General features: G+C 70.9%; 18 protein-coding genes and 1 tRNA gene. 8 read left to right on the top strand and 11 right to left on the bottom strand.

The features are described from left to right. Positions 1–3 precede the first annotated feature (3 nt). Entirely contained in the window at positions 4–1,044 is a 1,041-nt protein-coding gene (locus ACWD6N_RS13250; RefSeq protein ID WP_354966424.1) for a C40 family peptidase, read from the top strand. A gap of 86 nt (positions 1,045–1,130) precedes the next feature. On the opposite strand, the gene dcd is transcribed toward ACWD6N_RS13250, so the two are convergent. Further along, a complete protein-coding gene (gene dcd / locus ACWD6N_RS13255; protein WP_089018323.1) occupies positions 1,131–1,709 on the bottom strand; it encodes a dCTP deaminase in 579 nt (192 codons plus the stop codon). Between the two features lie 99 nt (positions 1,710–1,808). On the opposite strand from dcd, the gene ACWD6N_RS13260 reads away from it, so the two are divergent. After that, complete coding sequence (locus ACWD6N_RS13260; RefSeq protein ID WP_354966425.1) at positions 1,809–2,366, top strand: pyridoxamine 5'-phosphate oxidase family protein; 558 nt, start codon at positions 1,809–1,811, stop codon at positions 2,364–2,366. 78 nt (positions 2,367–2,444) lie between these two features. On the opposite strand, the gene ACWD6N_RS13265 is transcribed toward ACWD6N_RS13260, so the two are convergent. Beyond that, positions 2,445–3,428 carry a zinc metalloprotease gene (locus ACWD6N_RS13265; protein ID WP_450004776.1) on the bottom strand — a complete coding sequence of 328 codons (984 nt, stop codon included), beginning with the start codon at positions 3,426–3,428 and terminating at the stop codon, positions 2,445–2,447. Between the two features lie 247 nt (positions 3,429–3,675). Between ACWD6N_RS13265 and ACWD6N_RS13270 the strand changes: the two genes are divergently transcribed. Further along, positions 3,676–3,749, top strand: a tRNA-Gly gene (locus ACWD6N_RS13270). Positions 3,750–3,868: 119 nt separating this feature from the next. Here ACWD6N_RS13270 and ACWD6N_RS13275 read toward each other — a convergent pair. Both ACWD6N_RS13275 and ACWD6N_RS13280 read right to left on the bottom strand, forming a co-directional pair. Beyond that, positions 3,869–4,603, bottom strand: a complete 735-nt coding sequence (locus ACWD6N_RS13275) for an alpha/beta fold hydrolase (protein ID WP_354966427.1) — start codon at positions 4,601–4,603, stop codon at positions 3,869–3,871. A gap of 199 nt (positions 4,604–4,802) precedes the next feature. After that, a complete protein-coding gene (locus ACWD6N_RS13280; RefSeq protein ID WP_354966428.1) occupies positions 4,803–5,507 on the bottom strand; it encodes a VOC family protein in 705 nt (234 codons plus the stop codon). 182 nt (positions 5,508–5,689) lie between these two features. Here ACWD6N_RS13280 and ACWD6N_RS13285 point away from each other — a divergent pair, with 182 nt between their 5' ends. Together ACWD6N_RS13285 and ACWD6N_RS13290 are read left to right on the top strand one after the other, a co-directional pair. After that, positions 5,690–6,079, top strand: a complete 390-nt coding sequence (locus ACWD6N_RS13285) for a hypothetical protein (protein WP_354966429.1) — start codon at positions 5,690–5,692, stop codon at positions 6,077–6,079. 51 nt (positions 6,080–6,130) lie between these two features. After that, entirely contained in the window at positions 6,131–6,688 is a 558-nt protein-coding gene (locus ACWD6N_RS13290; RefSeq protein WP_354966430.1) for a DUF3592 domain-containing protein, read from the top strand. A gap of 139 nt (positions 6,689–6,827) precedes the next feature. On the opposite strand, the gene ACWD6N_RS13295 is transcribed toward ACWD6N_RS13290, so the two are convergent. The 4 genes from ACWD6N_RS13295 to ACWD6N_RS13310 all read right to left on the bottom strand — a co-directional run bounded on the left by ACWD6N_RS13295 (position 6,828) and on the right by ACWD6N_RS13310 (position 8,999). Further along, positions 6,828–7,472 (bottom strand): dihydrofolate reductase family protein, encoded by a 645-nt coding sequence (locus tag ACWD6N_RS13295; RefSeq protein ID WP_354966431.1) that lies wholly within the window; start codon positions 7,470–7,472, stop codon positions 6,828–6,830. Positions 7,473–7,517: 45 nt separating this feature from the next. Beyond that, positions 7,518–8,222 carry a dihydrofolate reductase family protein gene (locus ACWD6N_RS13300; protein WP_354966432.1) on the bottom strand — a complete coding sequence of 235 codons (705 nt, stop codon included), beginning with the start codon at positions 8,220–8,222 and terminating at the stop codon, positions 7,518–7,520. Between the two features lie 116 nt (positions 8,223–8,338). Continuing rightward, positions 8,339–8,770, bottom strand: coding sequence for a hypothetical protein (locus tag ACWD6N_RS13305; protein WP_354966433.1), 432 nt, complete (start codon positions 8,768–8,770; stop codon positions 8,339–8,341). Positions 8,771–8,804: 34 nt separating this feature from the next. Further along, positions 8,805–8,999 carry a hypothetical protein gene (locus ACWD6N_RS13310; RefSeq protein WP_354966434.1) on the bottom strand — a complete coding sequence of 65 codons (195 nt, stop codon included), beginning with the start codon at positions 8,997–8,999 and terminating at the stop codon, positions 8,805–8,807. Positions 9,000–9,055: 56 nt separating this feature from the next. On the opposite strand from ACWD6N_RS13310, the gene ACWD6N_RS13315 reads away from it, so the two are divergent. Next, a complete protein-coding gene (locus tag ACWD6N_RS13315; RefSeq protein ID WP_354966435.1) occupies positions 9,056–9,934 on the top strand; it encodes an LLM class flavin-dependent oxidoreductase in 879 nt (292 codons plus the stop codon). Between the two features lie 25 nt (positions 9,935–9,959). Here ACWD6N_RS13315 and ACWD6N_RS13320 read toward each other — a convergent pair whose 3' ends face one another. Genes ACWD6N_RS13320 through ACWD6N_RS13330 form a run of 3 tightly spaced genes read right to left on the bottom strand, consistent with a single transcriptional unit; the run spans position 9,960 to position 12,107 of the window. Continuing rightward, positions 9,960–10,391 carry an ASCH domain-containing protein gene (locus ACWD6N_RS13320; protein ID WP_450004777.1) on the bottom strand — a complete coding sequence of 144 codons (432 nt, stop codon included), beginning with the start codon at positions 10,389–10,391 and terminating at the stop codon, positions 9,960–9,962. A 57-nt stretch (positions 10,392–10,448) separates the two neighbouring features. Further along, positions 10,449–11,522 (bottom strand): questin oxidase family protein, encoded by a 1,074-nt coding sequence (locus ACWD6N_RS13325; RefSeq protein ID WP_387324762.1) that lies wholly within the window; start codon positions 11,520–11,522, stop codon positions 10,449–10,451. Positions 11,523–11,555: 33 nt separating this feature from the next. Then, positions 11,556–12,107 carry a phosphoribosyltransferase family protein gene (locus ACWD6N_RS13330; RefSeq protein ID WP_387324760.1) on the bottom strand — a complete coding sequence of 184 codons (552 nt, stop codon included), beginning with the start codon at positions 12,105–12,107 and terminating at the stop codon, positions 11,556–11,558. A gap of 187 nt (positions 12,108–12,294) precedes the next feature. Here ACWD6N_RS13330 and ACWD6N_RS13335 point away from each other — a divergent pair, with 187 nt between their 5' ends. Continuing rightward, a complete protein-coding gene (locus tag ACWD6N_RS13335; protein ID WP_354966439.1) occupies positions 12,295–12,918 on the top strand; it encodes a septal ring lytic transglycosylase RlpA family protein in 624 nt (207 codons plus the stop codon). A 101-nt stretch (positions 12,919–13,019) separates the two neighbouring features. Then, positions 13,020–14,147 (top strand): PP2C family protein-serine/threonine phosphatase, encoded by a 1,128-nt coding sequence (locus ACWD6N_RS13340; protein WP_354966440.1) that lies wholly within the window; start codon positions 13,020–13,022, stop codon positions 14,145–14,147. Positions 14,148–14,267 lie beyond the last annotated feature (120 nt).

Consider the following 14,267-nt stretch of genomic DNA (forward strand, 5'->3'; position numbering starts at 1 on the left):
CCGGTGGCTCACCATGCCCCGCGGCCGTCGTCCGAGCGGTCGGCGTCAGCCGGCCCGACGTCGATCGTGCCGCGCTCACGCTGGTCCCGCTTCACCACCGCCCTCGCCGCCCTGGTCGGCGTTGCCGTCGTCCTGACGGGCAGCGCCACGGCGGCCCACGCCGACCCCTCCGTCGCCGAGATCGAGCGCCAGATCGACGCCGACTGGAACAAGCTCGAACCGATCATCGAACGGCACAACGCCACCCGGGCCGACCTGGCCGCGAAGCGCAAGCAGGCCAACGCGCTGGCCGCCCGGATCGCCCCGCTGGAGCGCCAGGTCGACGCTGCGATGGACAAGGTCAGCTCCCTGGCTGTGCGCGCGTACAAGGGCGAGAACGTCTCCACCGTCAACGCCGTGCTGGGCAGCCGGTCACCGAGCGACGTGGTCGGGCAGCTCGAGATGCTCGACCGGTTTGCGCACAACCAGCAGCAGGACGTGCGGCAGGTGGCCGACCTGCGTGACCAACTGGCCGCGCAGAAGGCGCCACTGGACGAGATGGTGGCCCAACTGACCCGGACCGAGGCCCAGCTGGCGGCCAAGAAGAAGCAGATCAACGACGAGATCGACCGCCTGCAGAAGCTGCGCCTGAAGGTTTACGGCAACGGTGGCGGCGGTCCGCTGCGTCCGGCGCCCTGCCCGGCCAGCTACCCCGGCGGCGGTGCCGGTGTGGCCGTCAAGTTCGCCTGCGCCCAGATCGGCAAGCCCTACGTGTGGGGTGCCGAGGGTCCGAACTCGTACGACTGCTCCGGGTTGATGCTGGCCGCCTGGGCCAAGGCCGGTGTGTCGCTGCCGCACAACGCCGCCCAGCAGAGCCGGGTGACCAAGGACGTCAGCCGGGCCAACCTACGCGCCGGTGATCTGGTCTTCTACTACAGCGACATCCACCACGTCGGGATGTACGTGGGTAATGGCTGGGTCGTGCACGCCTCGCAGGCCGGTCAGCCGATCAAGATGAAGAAGGTCGACGACGGCCCGATCCACAGCTACGGCCGCCCAGGCTGAGATGTAAGCAGGGGCCCCTTCTTAACGCCTCCGGTATAGGAGGGGCCCCTTACTAACACGGCGGGCGCATTGCCCGACGAGTGGCTTCAGCGGGTCGGCCAGGTGCGCCAGTGCTGCCAGGCGCGGCTCGGGGTCGGCCCGCGCTGCCCCTGGTAACGCGAGCCGTACACCACCGAGCCGTACGGGTGCTCGGCCGGCGAGGAGAGCCGGAAGATGCAGAGCTGCCCGATCTTCATGCCCGGCCAGAGGGTGATCGGCAGGTTCGCCACGTTGGACAGCTCCAGCGTCACGTGCCCCGAGAAGCCCGGGTCGATGAAGCCGGCGGTGGAGTGCGTGAGCAGACCGAGCCGGCCCAGGCTCGACTTGCCCTCCAGCCGGCCGGCGAGCTGGTCGCCCAGTGAGATGACCTCGAGCGTCGAGGCCAGCACGAACTCGCCCGGGTGCAGCACGAACGGCTCGCCGTCAGGCACCTCGACGACCGAGGTGAGGTCGTCCTGCTGCATTGCCGGGTCGATGTGGGTGTAGAGATGGTTGTTGAAGACCCGGAACAGCCGGTCGAGTCGTACGTCGATGCTGGACGGTTGGACCAGGGTGGGCTCGAACGGCTCCAGGCCCAGCGTGCCGGCCTTGATCTCGGAGACCAGGTCGCGGTCGGAGAGCAGCATCGGACCACCATAGCGGCGTTTGCCGCAGTGACAGGATTCGGTGCCGGTGACCAGCGCGTCGAGGTCGCTGATCGTACATTTGTTCGATAGAATGTCCACATGGCTTCCTGGTCCGAATTCGCCGCCGACGAGCCCCGACTCGCCGACGGGATCCGCGTTCTCCTTCAGCAGTACGGGCCGGGCTTCGGCTATCTGGCCACGGTCCGCGCCGACGGCGGGCCCCGGGTCCACCCGGTCTCCCCGGTCATCACCGACGAGGGTCTGTTCTGCTTCGTCATCGACTCTCCGAAGCGCCGTGACCTCGAACGGGACGGCCGTTACGCGCTGCACTCGTTCCCGCCGGAGGAGAGCGACGACGAGGCGTACGTGGCGGGGCACGCCTGGCCGGTGACCGATCCGGCTCGGGTGGCGCGGCTGGCGCAGAGCGCCCGGGCCGAGCCGCAGGTCGACTGGCGGCTGTTCGAGTTCACCGTCGACGTGGCGATGCTGACCCGCCGCGACCAGCACGGCATGGGCATCACGGGTGGCGCGCAGGGCCGGCCGGCGGTCCAGGTCTGGCTCGATCCGCACGCCCCGCCTGCGGCGGCCGGCCCGGCCCCCGTACCGCAGACCCGCCCGGTCCGCCGCAACCGTGACGTCCAACGCTCGGCCGCCTGACCGGGGCCGGGGTCCTGGGGAAAGACGCCGGTGCCGGCTCCGTCGTGACGGAGCCGGCACCGGTGGTACGCGGGAAAGCTACGCGGCGCGGTACGCGTTCCACGCGGTCAGCATGCGGCTGGCCTGGCCCGGCGTGAACTGGTACATGCACGAGTCGTAGGTGTAGTCCATGAAGTTGGTGATCGGGTCCAGCCCGGCCGCCGAGCAGGTGTTCCGCCCGGTCGGGCACTCGTACGCCGGCGACGCCTCGGCCGGGGTGTCGCTGACGCTGTCACCCGAGCCACCGCAGCCGCCCTGGAAGGTGTGGTAGAGGTTCAGCCAGTGGCCCACCTCGTGGGTGCCGGTGTCGCCCTGGTTGTAGTTGGTGGCCGTTCCGCCCGGCAGTGACTCGTTCAACGCGACCACGCCGTCCATGCTGCTCAGGTTCCGCTGCGGGAAGGTCGCCCAGCCCAGCAGGTCGTTGCTCAACTCGCCCAGGTAGATGTTGAGCGTGTTCTTGCCGCCCACCCGCAGCGAGGACTTCATCGACCGCTCCGCCGACGAGCCCTGCACGATCGGGTACCAGGACGGATTCGTCACCCGGTTGATCTTGTCGAGGCGGAAGGCGAAGGCGGTGACGGCACCGCCGGTCGCACCGGAGTACGCCTGGTTGAGCACGTTGATCTGGGCGGTGATCAGCGAGTCCGGGATGTTGCCACCCGCACGCGTGCTGTTCTCCTGGATCACGTGCACCACCACCGGGATGGTGACGGTGGCCAGTGCCGTGGCACCGGCACCGACCCGGAAGTTGGCGCGTTCGCGCAGCGCCGCCGCCAGGTCGGCGTCCCGCTCGCGTACCTGCTTCGCGGTCAGCTCGTTCGGGTCGTGCTTCGCCGCCGCGCCGGGCTTCATCCGGGCGTTGGCGTGGCTGCCGGTCGGCTCCACGCAGGCGCCACCGGGGGCTGCGGAGAACGCCGAAGCAGCCGGAACGACGCCCACCGCGGCGGTGCTGAGCAGCAGCGCGAGAGTCGTCGAAGCGACACCGGCGGCACGCCGGGTCAGCAGGTTGGGACGAAGTCCCATGGGCCACCTCTTTTTGGCGACGTGGCAGGGGGTGTGTCACGCCGTGGCTGGCAAGGTGTGGCAGACGTTACAACTCATCGATGCATTTGAGAATGGCCATATCTTGTCATAAGGAAACTACTTTCCGTGCACGGTGGCTCAGGGGGGCAATGGTGGTTCTCCGCGGTGGGGCGGGTGGTCGGCCGTCACGTGGGGGCGGGGTACCTGGGTGCACTGGCTGGGTGACTCAGGTACAGTGGTGCCGCTCGCGGGTGTAGTTCAATGGCAGAACATCAGCTTCCCAAGCTGACAGTGCGGGTTCGATTCCCGTCACCCGCTCCACGATCAAGGCCCTGGCCAGGACGCAAGTCCCAGCCAGGGCCTTCGATATTCCAAGGTCAGCGACCGTGCTACGACCGGCCGGTACGGCCCGATGGCCTGACGGCGGGCCGGGCCTGCGGCTAGCGCAGATGCCGGGCGAAGAACCCGGCCGCGTCCTCTCCTGCGAACTGCGGGACACCGGTGTGTCCGCCCATGTTGGCGTGCAGCGTTTTCTCCTTGGAGCCGAAGGCGTCGAACAGGTCCAGGGCCGCCTGCCGGTCGTTCCCTTCGTCATCCCACTGCAGTAGGACATGCAGCGGAATGGTGACCTGTCGGGCCTCCTCGAACATGGTGCGAGGCACGAAACTCCCGGCGAAGAAGCCGGCGGCCACGATGCGCGGCTCGACCACCGCGAGCCGGATGCCGACGGAGATCACTCCCCCCGAGTACCCGACCGGGCCGCCGATCTCGGGCAGCGACAGGAGGGCATCCAGGGCGGCCTGCGATTCCGGGACCGCCTTGTTGACGAGCGGGAGGATGAGGGCGTCGATGATCTCGTCGCTGACCGGCTCGCCGGCCTCCAGCGCCCGGCGCAGGTCGGCGCGGGCCTGCTCGACGGCGGCCCAACGGGGCCGGTCACCACTGCCGGGGAGCTCGATGGTGGCCGCGGCGAAGCCCTCCGCCGCAGAGTGCCGGGCCCGAGCCACCAGACGGGGGTACATCTTGCGCAGTCCGAGCGGGGGGTGGCCGAGCAGGATCAGCGGGACCGGTGCGGATGCGGATCCGGGCGTCCACAGGATGCCGGGGATCTCGCCGAGGGTGAATTCGCGTTCGAGGACGCCGTCGTCGAGGCGCTGCTCGGAAGTGAATCGCATGGTCGTGCCTTTCGGGAGTGCTCGTGAACGGCGCTCCCGGACGACCTATCGCCCGACCGTGACCCCGGAGGGGAGCACCCATGTCGATACGTTCACGGGTACCACCTCCTCGATCTCTCGCACGGCCTCCGGAAAAGTAGCAGTGTCGCCGCGGTCCGCCAACCGGTTTTGCGGGGGCTCGCGGGGCGCCGCGCTGCGGTCAGCGTCCTCTGACGCAGAACTCGTTGCCGTCGGGATCGGCCAGTAGGACGGCGCCGTCCGCACCGACCTCGAGCCGAGTGGCCCCGAGGGCGACCAGCCGATCGACCTCGGCTTGCTGATCGCCACCGGCCGGGGCGAGGTCGAAGCGCTGCCGGTTCCTCGCCGTTTTGGGGGCCACGGGTGGGCCACCCCACGCGACCTTCGTGCCGCCGTGCGGTGACTGGATCGCGGTCTCCTCGTCCTGGTCCCACACCAGCGGCCAGCCCAGCGCCTCGCTCCAGAAGAGGCCGACCTCCCGGTTGCCGTCGCAGGCGATTTCCCCGAGCAGGCCGCACCCGGCGAGGAAGCCGTTGCCGGACTCGATGACGCAGAACGCGTTGCCCTCGGGGTCGGCAAGGACGATGTGCCCCTCCTCGGGGCGCTGCCCGACGTCGAGGTGACCGCCGCCGAGCCCCAGTGCCCGCGCCACCGTGTGCTGCTGGGCGGCGTCGCTGGCGCTGGTCAGGTGAAGGTGCAGGCGTTTCGGCCCCACCTTCTTCGTGCGGCTCGGGACGAACTGGAGGCTGAGCTGAGTGTCGTCGCCGGGCAGGAGCGCACGATCGGCGTCCTCGACGACCTCCCGGCCGAGCATTCCGGCCCAGAACTGCGCCAGGCGAGCAGGGTCATGCGCATCGAAGGTCACCGTCAGCATTCGCGAGAGCATCACTGCACCGTAGACACGGGCCAGCAGAACAACAACGTGGTTTCGGTGAGGTCGGCTCGACAGGGCGGCGCCGGTCGTGCTGGTCCGGAGATGCACCCGGGCCGGCGGACCTGACAACTTGATCTCGTAATGCCGAACGGTCGGATGACGACGAGCGGCGTGCCGGCGACCATGATGTCGGAGTGACCACCGTAGATGGCCGTCCGGCAGGCCCTGAGCGGGTAACCATCCGTGCCCGCACTCGCGCCTTGCGCCTCGGGGTGGCGATCCCTCTCGCGATCGTCGGTTTTCCGCTCCTGCTGGTGTTCGCCTTCAACCTGAGCTTTTTCGTGCGTGCGCTCACCGGCCCGGGTCCCGAACCGTGCGATCCCGCCGTCGACGGGTTGGAAGCCTGCTGGCATCCGGAGCTGCGGACCTTCTGGATCGTGGCCGCCGCGACGGGGCTCGCGGGAGCGCTCTGCCTCGTGACTTCGCTGATCCGGCTTCCCCGACCCCGCCGCTGGTGGCCGTGGCCGATCGCGACAGCGGCGCTCCTGTTCTCCTGTCATCTGGCACTGACGCAGATCATCTGACTTCGAGCGACAGCGGGCGTGATCCTTGCGTCGGAGCGGCACGATGAGCCGGTGAGCCGCCTGATCATGTTGCTGAGGCGCCCGGTCTGGGTGACCGTCGGATGCGTGTTGCTGGTGGTGGCCGGTGGTGCCCTGCTCTGGTTGCCGCTGCACACCCAGTACGCACTCGACGACTGGAAGACCGAACTGCGGGCCGAAGGTGTGCCGGCGCGGGCCGTCGTCTACGACCGGGAGAGCAAGCGGGGTGGCAGCTCCACCACCATGTATCTCCGGTACGAGATGGCCGGCCGGACGTACGAGCAGGAGCTGGGCTGCTTCGAGGTGTGTCTGCCACCCGGCGATGTCGTGCCGATCTGGGTGAACCCCACCGATCCGAGCGACTTCGTCACCGACTTCGACGCGCTCAGTGGACACCGGGGCCGCATCCAAGGTGTCATCGGCGCGGCCGGGTTCGTGATCCTGGTCGTGGCGGTTCTGCTGACGATCTCCCGCATCCCGTTCCGGAGATGGTTCCCCCGGCGCACGGCGCCGCGGCGGCCCGGCGCTTCCAACAGTGGCGGCGCCGGGTTCACCAGCCGTTCCAAGCACAAGCGGGTCGGCCGGCACTGAGCGGCGCCGGGCCTGTCACCCCCTGACACGATCCTGACACGGCCACTGACATCCGACGGCTACTGGATGCTGGTGCTGTCCCGCCGGTAGGCGACCGTGCTCAGGGCAACGGGTCAGCATGCTGTGATCGTGTTGGCGGTCATCGTTTCCAGAACAGGAGATGGGTGACTCCGCTGGGGCTGGGCACCGACTCGAGGTGGAAGCGGTCGAGAAGATCGGTGTGGCTGTCCCACAGGCGCTCGCCCCGATTGAGGTCGACGGGCGCGACGGCGATGTGCATCGTGTCGACCAGGTCGGCCTCGATGAACTCGCGGATGGTCGCCACCCCACCGCCGAGGCGTACGTCCCGACCGGCGGCTGCCTGCTTCGCCCGGGCCAGCGCCTCGGCGGGGCTGGCATTGAGGAAGTGGAACGTGGTGTCGGCCAGGGTGAACGACGGCCGCACATGGTGGGTGAGTACGAAGACCGGCGTGTGGAACGGCGGGTTGTCACCCCACCATCCCTGCCACTCGTGGTCCTCCCAGGGGCCGCGCTGTGGGCCGAACTTGTTGCGACCCATGATCTCCGCGCCGATGTTGCACTCGGCGTCGCGGGTCAGGTAGTCGTCCAGCCCGCGAGTGCCGCCCGGTTCGGTGCGATACACGAAGCTGGCGGTGGCGGCACGCCAGGAGAACAGCGGGGTGGGGTCCGCGTGGCCGAAGGGTCGTTCCAGGCCCTGCCCCTCACCGGTGCCGAACCCGTCGCGCGAAACGTTGAAGCACTGCACCCGCAACAGTTGCGGCATGGGATCTCCTCTTGGGTTGATGGTCCCGTATCCGGTCGGCGCGGTTCAGTTCGTGGTCACCGTCGGGCCGCCGCCGCGGCCCCGGTCGTCGAGGACGAGCGGGGCGCGACCGCGCACCTCGTACCGGATGTGGGTGACCTGCGGCGTGTGGATGACCCGGGTGGGCGTCAGCTCGATCGCCTCCTTCTCGCCGAGGTCGAGGTCCGCGTCGAACAGCCGGAGGCCGGTGCCGAGCACGACCGGTACGACGTGCAGCTCCAACTGGTCGAGCACGCCGGCCTTGAGGACCTGGCGTACGAGGCTGCCGCCGCCGGCCACCGCCACGTCCTTGCCGCCGGCCACGGCACGCGCCTGCTCGACCGCACTGGCCACGCCATCGGTGACGTAGGTGAAGCTGGTGCCACCGCCGCGCAGCAGGGGCTCGCGGGGGCGGTGCGTGACGACGAAGACGGGCGCGCGGAACGGCGGCTCCTCGCCCCAGGGCACCTCACCGCCGTCGGCCATCCGCCGCCCCATCACGTACGCGCCGGCCGCTTCGAACGACTCGGCGACCACGTCCGAGTTCGTGTCCCGCTCACCACCGGCGAAGCCCTGTCGCTCGCGCCACGCCCCGGCGTCGGTCACCCAGCGGGTGACCCGGAAGAATCCGGCGCTCTCGGCCGAGTCCATCCAGTCGCCCTCGCCGGCGAACTGCGGGCCGGCGTAGAACCCGTCCATCGACACCGACACCTGTGCGGTCACCTTCGTCATCTCGCGTTGTCCTCTCCTCGGGCGACACCCGTTCGGGTGCCCGCTCACCGATGGGTCGGAGCCGCCGGAGAACTCCCTACAGGAAGGCAGTGTGACGTGGACCACAGCGCGACAGGTCAGTGCGCGGGATTGCTCTCCGATGACCGGTCCGGTTGGCGGTCATCCGTCGGCAGGTCCCACATCCCGGCGTACTCCGGGCCACTCAGCCAGCGCATGCGGGGCACCTCCTCGGGGCGGGGCTTCCAGTCGCGGTACGGCAGCAAGGCCAGCCGCCAGGCGATCACCGCGAAGATCCAGATGCCCGGGCCGACCAGCCACAGCAGGGCATCGCGGCGGCGGTAGGAGGCGTGCGGCGCCAGCCAGGCGGTCACCACGACGGGCACCGCGATCGCGCTGAGGTCGGCCAGCGGCCCGCGGCCGAACCGGGCCTCCATCAGCTCGCGAAAGACCATTGACGGCGCGATCACCGCGATCACGATCGCCGCCGTGAAGAGTGTGCGTGACCGGCGACCCAGAGGTGGGCGGGCAGCGGCTGGCTGGGCGATCATGACCGGAGGGTACGGGCCGCCAGCGACGGCGGGACTACGACTTACGGTCGATGATCGCCGCCTCGATCCGCAGACCGGTGCCCGTCAGGACGAGGAGGGCGGCGAGGATTTGCGGCCTGAGCCCGTCGTAGTCGGATGGCATGGTGAGCAGCGAAGTCAGGAAGCCAGCCACCAGCGACATGGTGCCGAATGCTCGTACCGTGTCGGCCCGACGCGACCGTAGGTCCATCGGAGAACGGTAGCGAAAGCCGGGCGCCCGTGGTGCCCCCGGCTAGGCTGGCGATCATGCGAATTGGCATCGTGATCCTGCCGGACCAGCGCTGGACGGAGTCGCAGCGTCGCTGGCGGCAGGCCGACGAGTGGGGCTTCGACCACGCCTGGACGTACGACCACCTGGGTTGGCGGGACCTTGTGGACGGCCCGTGGTTCGACTCGATGACCACGCTGACCGCGGCCGCCACGGTGACCTCCCGGATCCGGCTGGGCACCCTGGTTGCGTCGCCGAACTTCCGGCACCCGGCGGCGTTCGCCCGGCAGATCACCACGGTCGACGATGTCTCGGACGGTCGGCTGCTGCTCGGCCTGGGCGCGGGCGGTATCGGCTTCGACTCGGCGGTGCTGGGTGGCGAGACGCTGCCACCGCGTCAGCGGGTCGACCGGTTCGCCGAGTTCACCGAACTGCTGGATCTGATCCTGCGGGAGGACGGCACCACCTGGCGCGGTGACTGGTTCGCCGCGGTGGACGCCCGTAACAATCCTGGCTGCGTGCAGCAGCCCCGGGTGCCGTTCGTGGTGGCCGCCAACGGGCCGCGGTCGATGCGGCTGGTGGCCCGGTTCGGCCAGGGCTGGGTGACCACCGGCACCGACGCCGACGACGTGGAGGGCTGGTGGGGCACCGTGTCGGCGCTGTCCGCGCGGATGGACCGGACGCTGGATGAGGCCGGCCGTGATCCGGCCACCCTGGACCGGTATCTCTCGCTGGACGCGGCGCCGGTCTTCTCGCTCAGCAGCGCGCAGTTCTTCGCCGACCAGGTCGGCCGGGCCGCTGACCTCGGCTTCACCGACGTGGTGACGCACTGGCCGAGGGCCAGCAGCTGGTACGCCGGCGATGAGGCGGTCCTGGTGGACGTGGCGACCCGGCTGCTGCCGGAGTTGCGCGGCTGAGGATCGCGCCGCCAGCGACAACCGGTCAGGTGCCGAGGTCGCCGCCAGCCACCCCGCCCTCGCCGCCGGACACCAGCCGTAGGCGGAGGCAGACGATCGGGGTGTCGTCGTCGACCGGGGTGCCGAGTCGCGCCCAGTAGGCCGAGTGTCCGGCCCGCCACTCCTCGATCGAGCGGTCACCCTCACCCTCGGCGCGGACGAAGTCCCAGGGCACGTCGGCGAAACGGACCACCTCGATGCCGGTGATCTCCACGACGCCGGCCAGCGCATCGTCGTCGTCAACGAGGGCCAGCCGTTCGCCGACCCGCTCCAGTTCCTCGCCCTCCTCCGCGTACTCGGCGAGCCGGCCGGCCGTGGCGGTCTTCACGCCGGCCAGCACCAGGGTGTTCAGGGTCGCCCGCAGCTCGCCGGGGGTGCCGAGGGCGAGGGTGCGCAGTTCACCGATCCGAGGCCACATCCTGCCGAGGCTAGGCCAGCTCGACCCGTACCGCCGCCGCAATATGCCGGCCCCTGGTCAGATCAGCTGGCCGGCGTAGCCCGCGGCGGTGAGCAGCCGCTCGTCGCCGGTGGCCGCGTGCGCGTCGAGCACCGCGTCGGCCAGCTTGACCACGTGCTCGTCACCGTGGCGGGCTGCCCGGGCGAAGACCTCCGCCGGGGTCGCCGCCGGCACGGTCGGCGGTGCCATCCCGTCCGTCGGGGCGTACACCGAGGTCACGGCCGCCGTCGCGGCCCAGGCCGCGGCGAGGCTCGGCGCCCAGAGCGCCCGATCGAGTGCCGGCAGGGTACGCAGCACCGCGGTCGGCGCGGTGACCGCGTGCACCAGCATGACCGGCGCGGCGTGCCCGAAGCGCAGGTAGTCCAGGCCGGCCCGGTGCACCAGCGCGGCGAGCCCCCGCTCCGCCTCGGCCGGGCTTCGCGCGGGGCGCAGCGCCGCGAGTGCCGGCTCCCATCCCGGTACGCCCGGAAGCCGGCCCAGCCGGGCCAGGATGCCCCCGGACTGGTCGTCGATCCGGGGCAGGCCGGCCAGCGCGGCATCCACGTCCATCGCGTCGGTGCCCGTCCCGCCCGCCTCGGCAGCGACGGAGCCGACCGACGCGGCCGGGTGGAGCAGTCGGTCTTCTCCGGGGACCGGCTGCCAGCGGGCGGCCCAGTAGCCGAGGGCCTGGCCCAGCTCGGCGAGCCGCTGCGGGTTGGCGCCGGCCGGGTCGAGCGCGCGCACGGCGTGCCCGACCCGGATCACGCCGTGGGTGGCGCCGGCGGCGATGCCGGGCAGCAGCCGCGGCCACCAGGTGCCGAGCACCTCCCGCCACGGGCGTTCGCGCAGCTCCCGGTCGAAGTACGCCAGCCAGTCACCGGCCCGCTTCGCGTCGCCCAGCGCCGCCCGCCAGTCGTCGATCGGGCGCAGCCCACGGGGCAGCTCGTTGAGGCGACCGAGGTAGTCGTCGAGCCAGCGGTGCACCCGCTGCTGGTGCCCGTGCCGGGCCAGCGCCTCGACGGCCATCGGCCCGTGGTTGGTCAGCCAGCCCTCGTATTCGGGGCCGGTGCGATGCAGCCGTTCGTACGCCTCGTCGAGGATCCCGTCGTCCATGCGTCGATCGTCGGAGATGAACCACGGTTCAGGTCAAGACGGCAGATCGGCGCCGCTGATCAGGCCGGTGATCCGGAGCTCTGTCGCGACGTCGGGCGGGCAGTCGATGGCCACCACGGCGCTGCCCAGCACCTCGGCTCCGCGCGCCGCGCAGATGTCGTAGAGGGCGCGGATCTGCGCTCCGGTGCGCACCCAGTCGTCCACCACCAGGACCCGGTCGCCGGGGCCGAGGTGCCGGTCCCGTACGGCCAGGTCGACCTGCCGGCCCCGGTAGTCCGGCGGGCTCTGCGCCCAGGTGAGCGGCCCGGCCGGCAGCCGCCCGTCGCCAGGCTTGTGCGCGGCCACGAAGCCGACTCCGAGGGCGGTGGCGGCCAAGGGCCCGAGCAGCAGCCCGGTGACCGCGGGGGCGAGCACCACGGTCGGCCGGGCGGACCGGTACGGCGCCACCAGGGCCGGTCCCAGCTCGGCCAGTACGGCCGGGTCGCGCCACCAACCGGAGATGTCGCTGACCAGGTGGCTGGTGCCCGGTCCGGGGTCGATCCACCGGAACAGGGCGGCGAGGCGTTCGGTCAGCTCGGCTGGCATCGGTCCATCCTGCGGCACCCGCGTCGGGGGTGCGGGCACCCGGGCCGGCCGGCCCATCCCGGCTCGGATGATCGGCTACACGTACCAGTGCAAATACGGGCATACCACAATGATCACGTTGACTTCGGAAGTACTTCTCTCGTTACGGTCCGACCCGGTTTGTTCAGTCGACGAAAGGACCGGGCCGGTGGCAGGCAGGCACTCCCGTACCCGCATCTTCTCCTCCCCGGCGGGCATCGCGGCCACTGCAGCGGCCGCCGTCGCCCTCGCCGTCGGGGGCACCGTCGGCGCCGTGCAGCTGACCTCGGGCTCCGCGCAGCCGGAGCAGGCCACCATCGAGTTCGCCCCGACCATCGCCGCCAGCAGCCCTGCCGCCAGCTCCCCGGCCGCCTCCCCGAGTGCCAGCGCCTCGCCGAGCGTGACGGCCAGCCGGTCGCCGCAGGCCGCCTCCCGGAACAAGACCCGTACCGCTGCACCACCGAAGCCGAGCCCGACCGCGAAGAAGAAGACCGTGGCCGCGAAGGTGCTGGAGAGCGGATCGTGCGGCGCCTCCTTCTACTCCGACGGGCAGCTCACCGCCAACGGCGAGTCGTTCAACCCGAACGAGTTGACCGCGGCGCACAAGACCCTGCCGTTCAACACCAAGGTCCGGGTGACGAACCCGGCCAGTGGCAAGTCGGTCGTGGTACGGATCAACGACCGTGGCCCGTTCATCGACGGCCGCTGCCTGGACCTCTCGCGGGCCGCGTTCGCGACCATCGCCTCGGTGGACGTGGGCGCGCTCACCGTCAGGTACGAGGTCCTCGGCTGAGCGGGGCGGGCGATGCCGTTCCGGCCGGACACCCCCGCCAGCCGGACAGAACCTCCTCGGACGACGGGTCAGGTTCATTCACCCGCTCACGTGGATCAGGCATGCTGTCCCTCGTACCCACGCGACTCCTCCAGTCGGGCCGTCGCCCGCTGAGCCCCGGATCCCGCGCCGGCCTCGGCGCGGCCCTCGTTCTGCTCGCGATCGTCTCGGCGGTGGAGCTGGCGGACGGCCGGCCCGCGCACTACGTCGCGCTGCTGGCGGCCGCCCCGGTCCTGGCCGCCGCGCTGGCCGCGTGGCAGGTGGTGCTGGGGGTGGGCGCCGCGGCGACCCTGATCGGGGCCGGCTTCGCCCTGATCGAGCCGGAGATGTCGCTGGTCACCTCGGTCAACGTGGTCGGGGTCGCGTTCGTCACCGGGCTGGCGATGGCGGTGGCCTGGGTACGGCAGCGGCAGGCGGTGAAGATCGGCGAGTTGACCAAGCTCGCCTCGGTGGCTCAGCAGGCGGTGCTGCGTTCGCTCGGCCCGCAGGTCGGCACGCTGTCGGTGGCCGGCCGCTACATCTCCTCCACCGCGACGGCCGAGATCGGTGGGGACCTGTACGAGGCGATCGACACGCCCTACGGGGTTCGCATGATCATCGGTGACGTGCGCGGCAAGGGCCTGGACGCGGTCCGGCTGGCCAGCATCGTCCTCGGCTCCTACCGGCACGTGGCGTACGAGCGGGCCGACCTGCGCGCCGTGGTGGCCGATCTGGATCGCGCGGTGGCCCGTAACGTCGGTGACGAGGACTTCGTGACGGCGGCACTGGTAGAGGAGCGTGGTGGCACGCTCACCATCGTCAACTGCGGGCACCCGCCGCCGCTGCTGCTGCGCCGGGGCGCGGTGATCCCGCTGGAGCCACCCGCGCCGGCGCCTCCGCTCGGGTTCATGCCGGTGGTGCGCCCGCGGGTGGAACGCCTCGAGCCCGGCGACCGGCTGCTGCTGTTCACCGACGGTCTCGGTGAGGCCCGGCGGGACGGCGAGTTCTTCCCGACGGCGGACCGGGCCTGGCGACTGCTCGGGCACGGCACGGTCGCCGACGGGCTGGCCTCGCTGGAGACGGCCCTGGTCGAGTGGGTGCACGGCCGGCTCGACGACGACATCGCCCTGGTCCTGATGGAGTACGCCGGCGAGCGGACCGGCGCGGCGGCGGCCGTGCCGAGCTGGGAGGTCGGCGCCGCCGAGGGCTGAACCCGGCCGGACGCGGGCGCGCCTCGGAAGTGTGTAATGCCTGTCACTTGGGTGATTGGGTTGTCGCTAGCTACCCGCGAGTAATAGAGTCGGGGTTACTGATCGGTAACACCTGTCCGG

The sequence above is a fragment of the Micromonospora sp. NPDC005163 genome (assembly GCF_053599835.1).

Coding starts and splice junctions, on each gene's coding strand:
- dcd (WP_089018323.1), bottom strand. CDS start 1,709: ATGCTGCTCTCCGACCGCGACCTGGTCTCCGAGATCAAGGCCGGCACG.
- ACWD6N_RS13260 (WP_354966425.1), top strand. CDS start 1,809: ATGGCTTCCTGGTCCGAATTCGCCGCCGACGAGCCCCGACTCGCCGAC.
- ACWD6N_RS13265 (WP_450004776.1), bottom strand. CDS start 3,428: ATGGGACTTCGTCCCAACCTGCTGACCCGGCGTGCCGCCGGTGTCGCT.
- ACWD6N_RS13275 (WP_354966427.1), bottom strand. CDS start 4,603: ATGCGATTCACTTCCGAGCAGCGCCTCGACGACGGCGTCCTCGAACGC.
- ACWD6N_RS13280 (WP_354966428.1), bottom strand. CDS start 5,507: ATGCTCTCGCGAATGCTGACGGTGACCTTCGATGCGCATGACCCTGCT.
- ACWD6N_RS13295 (WP_354966431.1), bottom strand. CDS start 7,472: ATGCCGCAACTGTTGCGGGTGCAGTGCTTCAACGTTTCGCGCGACGGG.
- ACWD6N_RS13300 (WP_354966432.1), bottom strand. CDS start 8,222: ATGACGAAGGTGACCGCACAGGTGTCGGTGTCGATGGACGGGTTCTAC.
- ACWD6N_RS13305 (WP_354966433.1), bottom strand. CDS start 8,770: ATGATCGCCCAGCCAGCCGCTGCCCGCCCACCTCTGGGTCGCCGGTCA.
- ACWD6N_RS13310 (WP_354966434.1), bottom strand. CDS start 8,999: ATGGACCTACGGTCGCGTCGGGCCGACACGGTACGAGCATTCGGCACC.
- ACWD6N_RS13315 (WP_354966435.1), top strand. CDS start 9,056: ATGCGAATTGGCATCGTGATCCTGCCGGACCAGCGCTGGACGGAGTCG.
- ACWD6N_RS13320 (WP_450004777.1), bottom strand. CDS start 10,391: ATGTGGCCTCGGATCGGTGAACTGCGCACCCTCGCCCTCGGCACCCCC.
- ACWD6N_RS13325 (WP_387324762.1), bottom strand. CDS start 11,522: ATGGACGACGGGATCCTCGACGAGGCGTACGAACGGCTGCATCGCACC.
- ACWD6N_RS13330 (WP_387324760.1), bottom strand. CDS start 12,107: ATGCCAGCCGAGCTGACCGAACGCCTCGCCGCCCTGTTCCGGTGGATC.
- ACWD6N_RS13340 (WP_354966440.1), top strand. CDS start 13,020: ATGCTGTCCCTCGTACCCACGCGACTCCTCCAGTCGGGCCGTCGCCCG.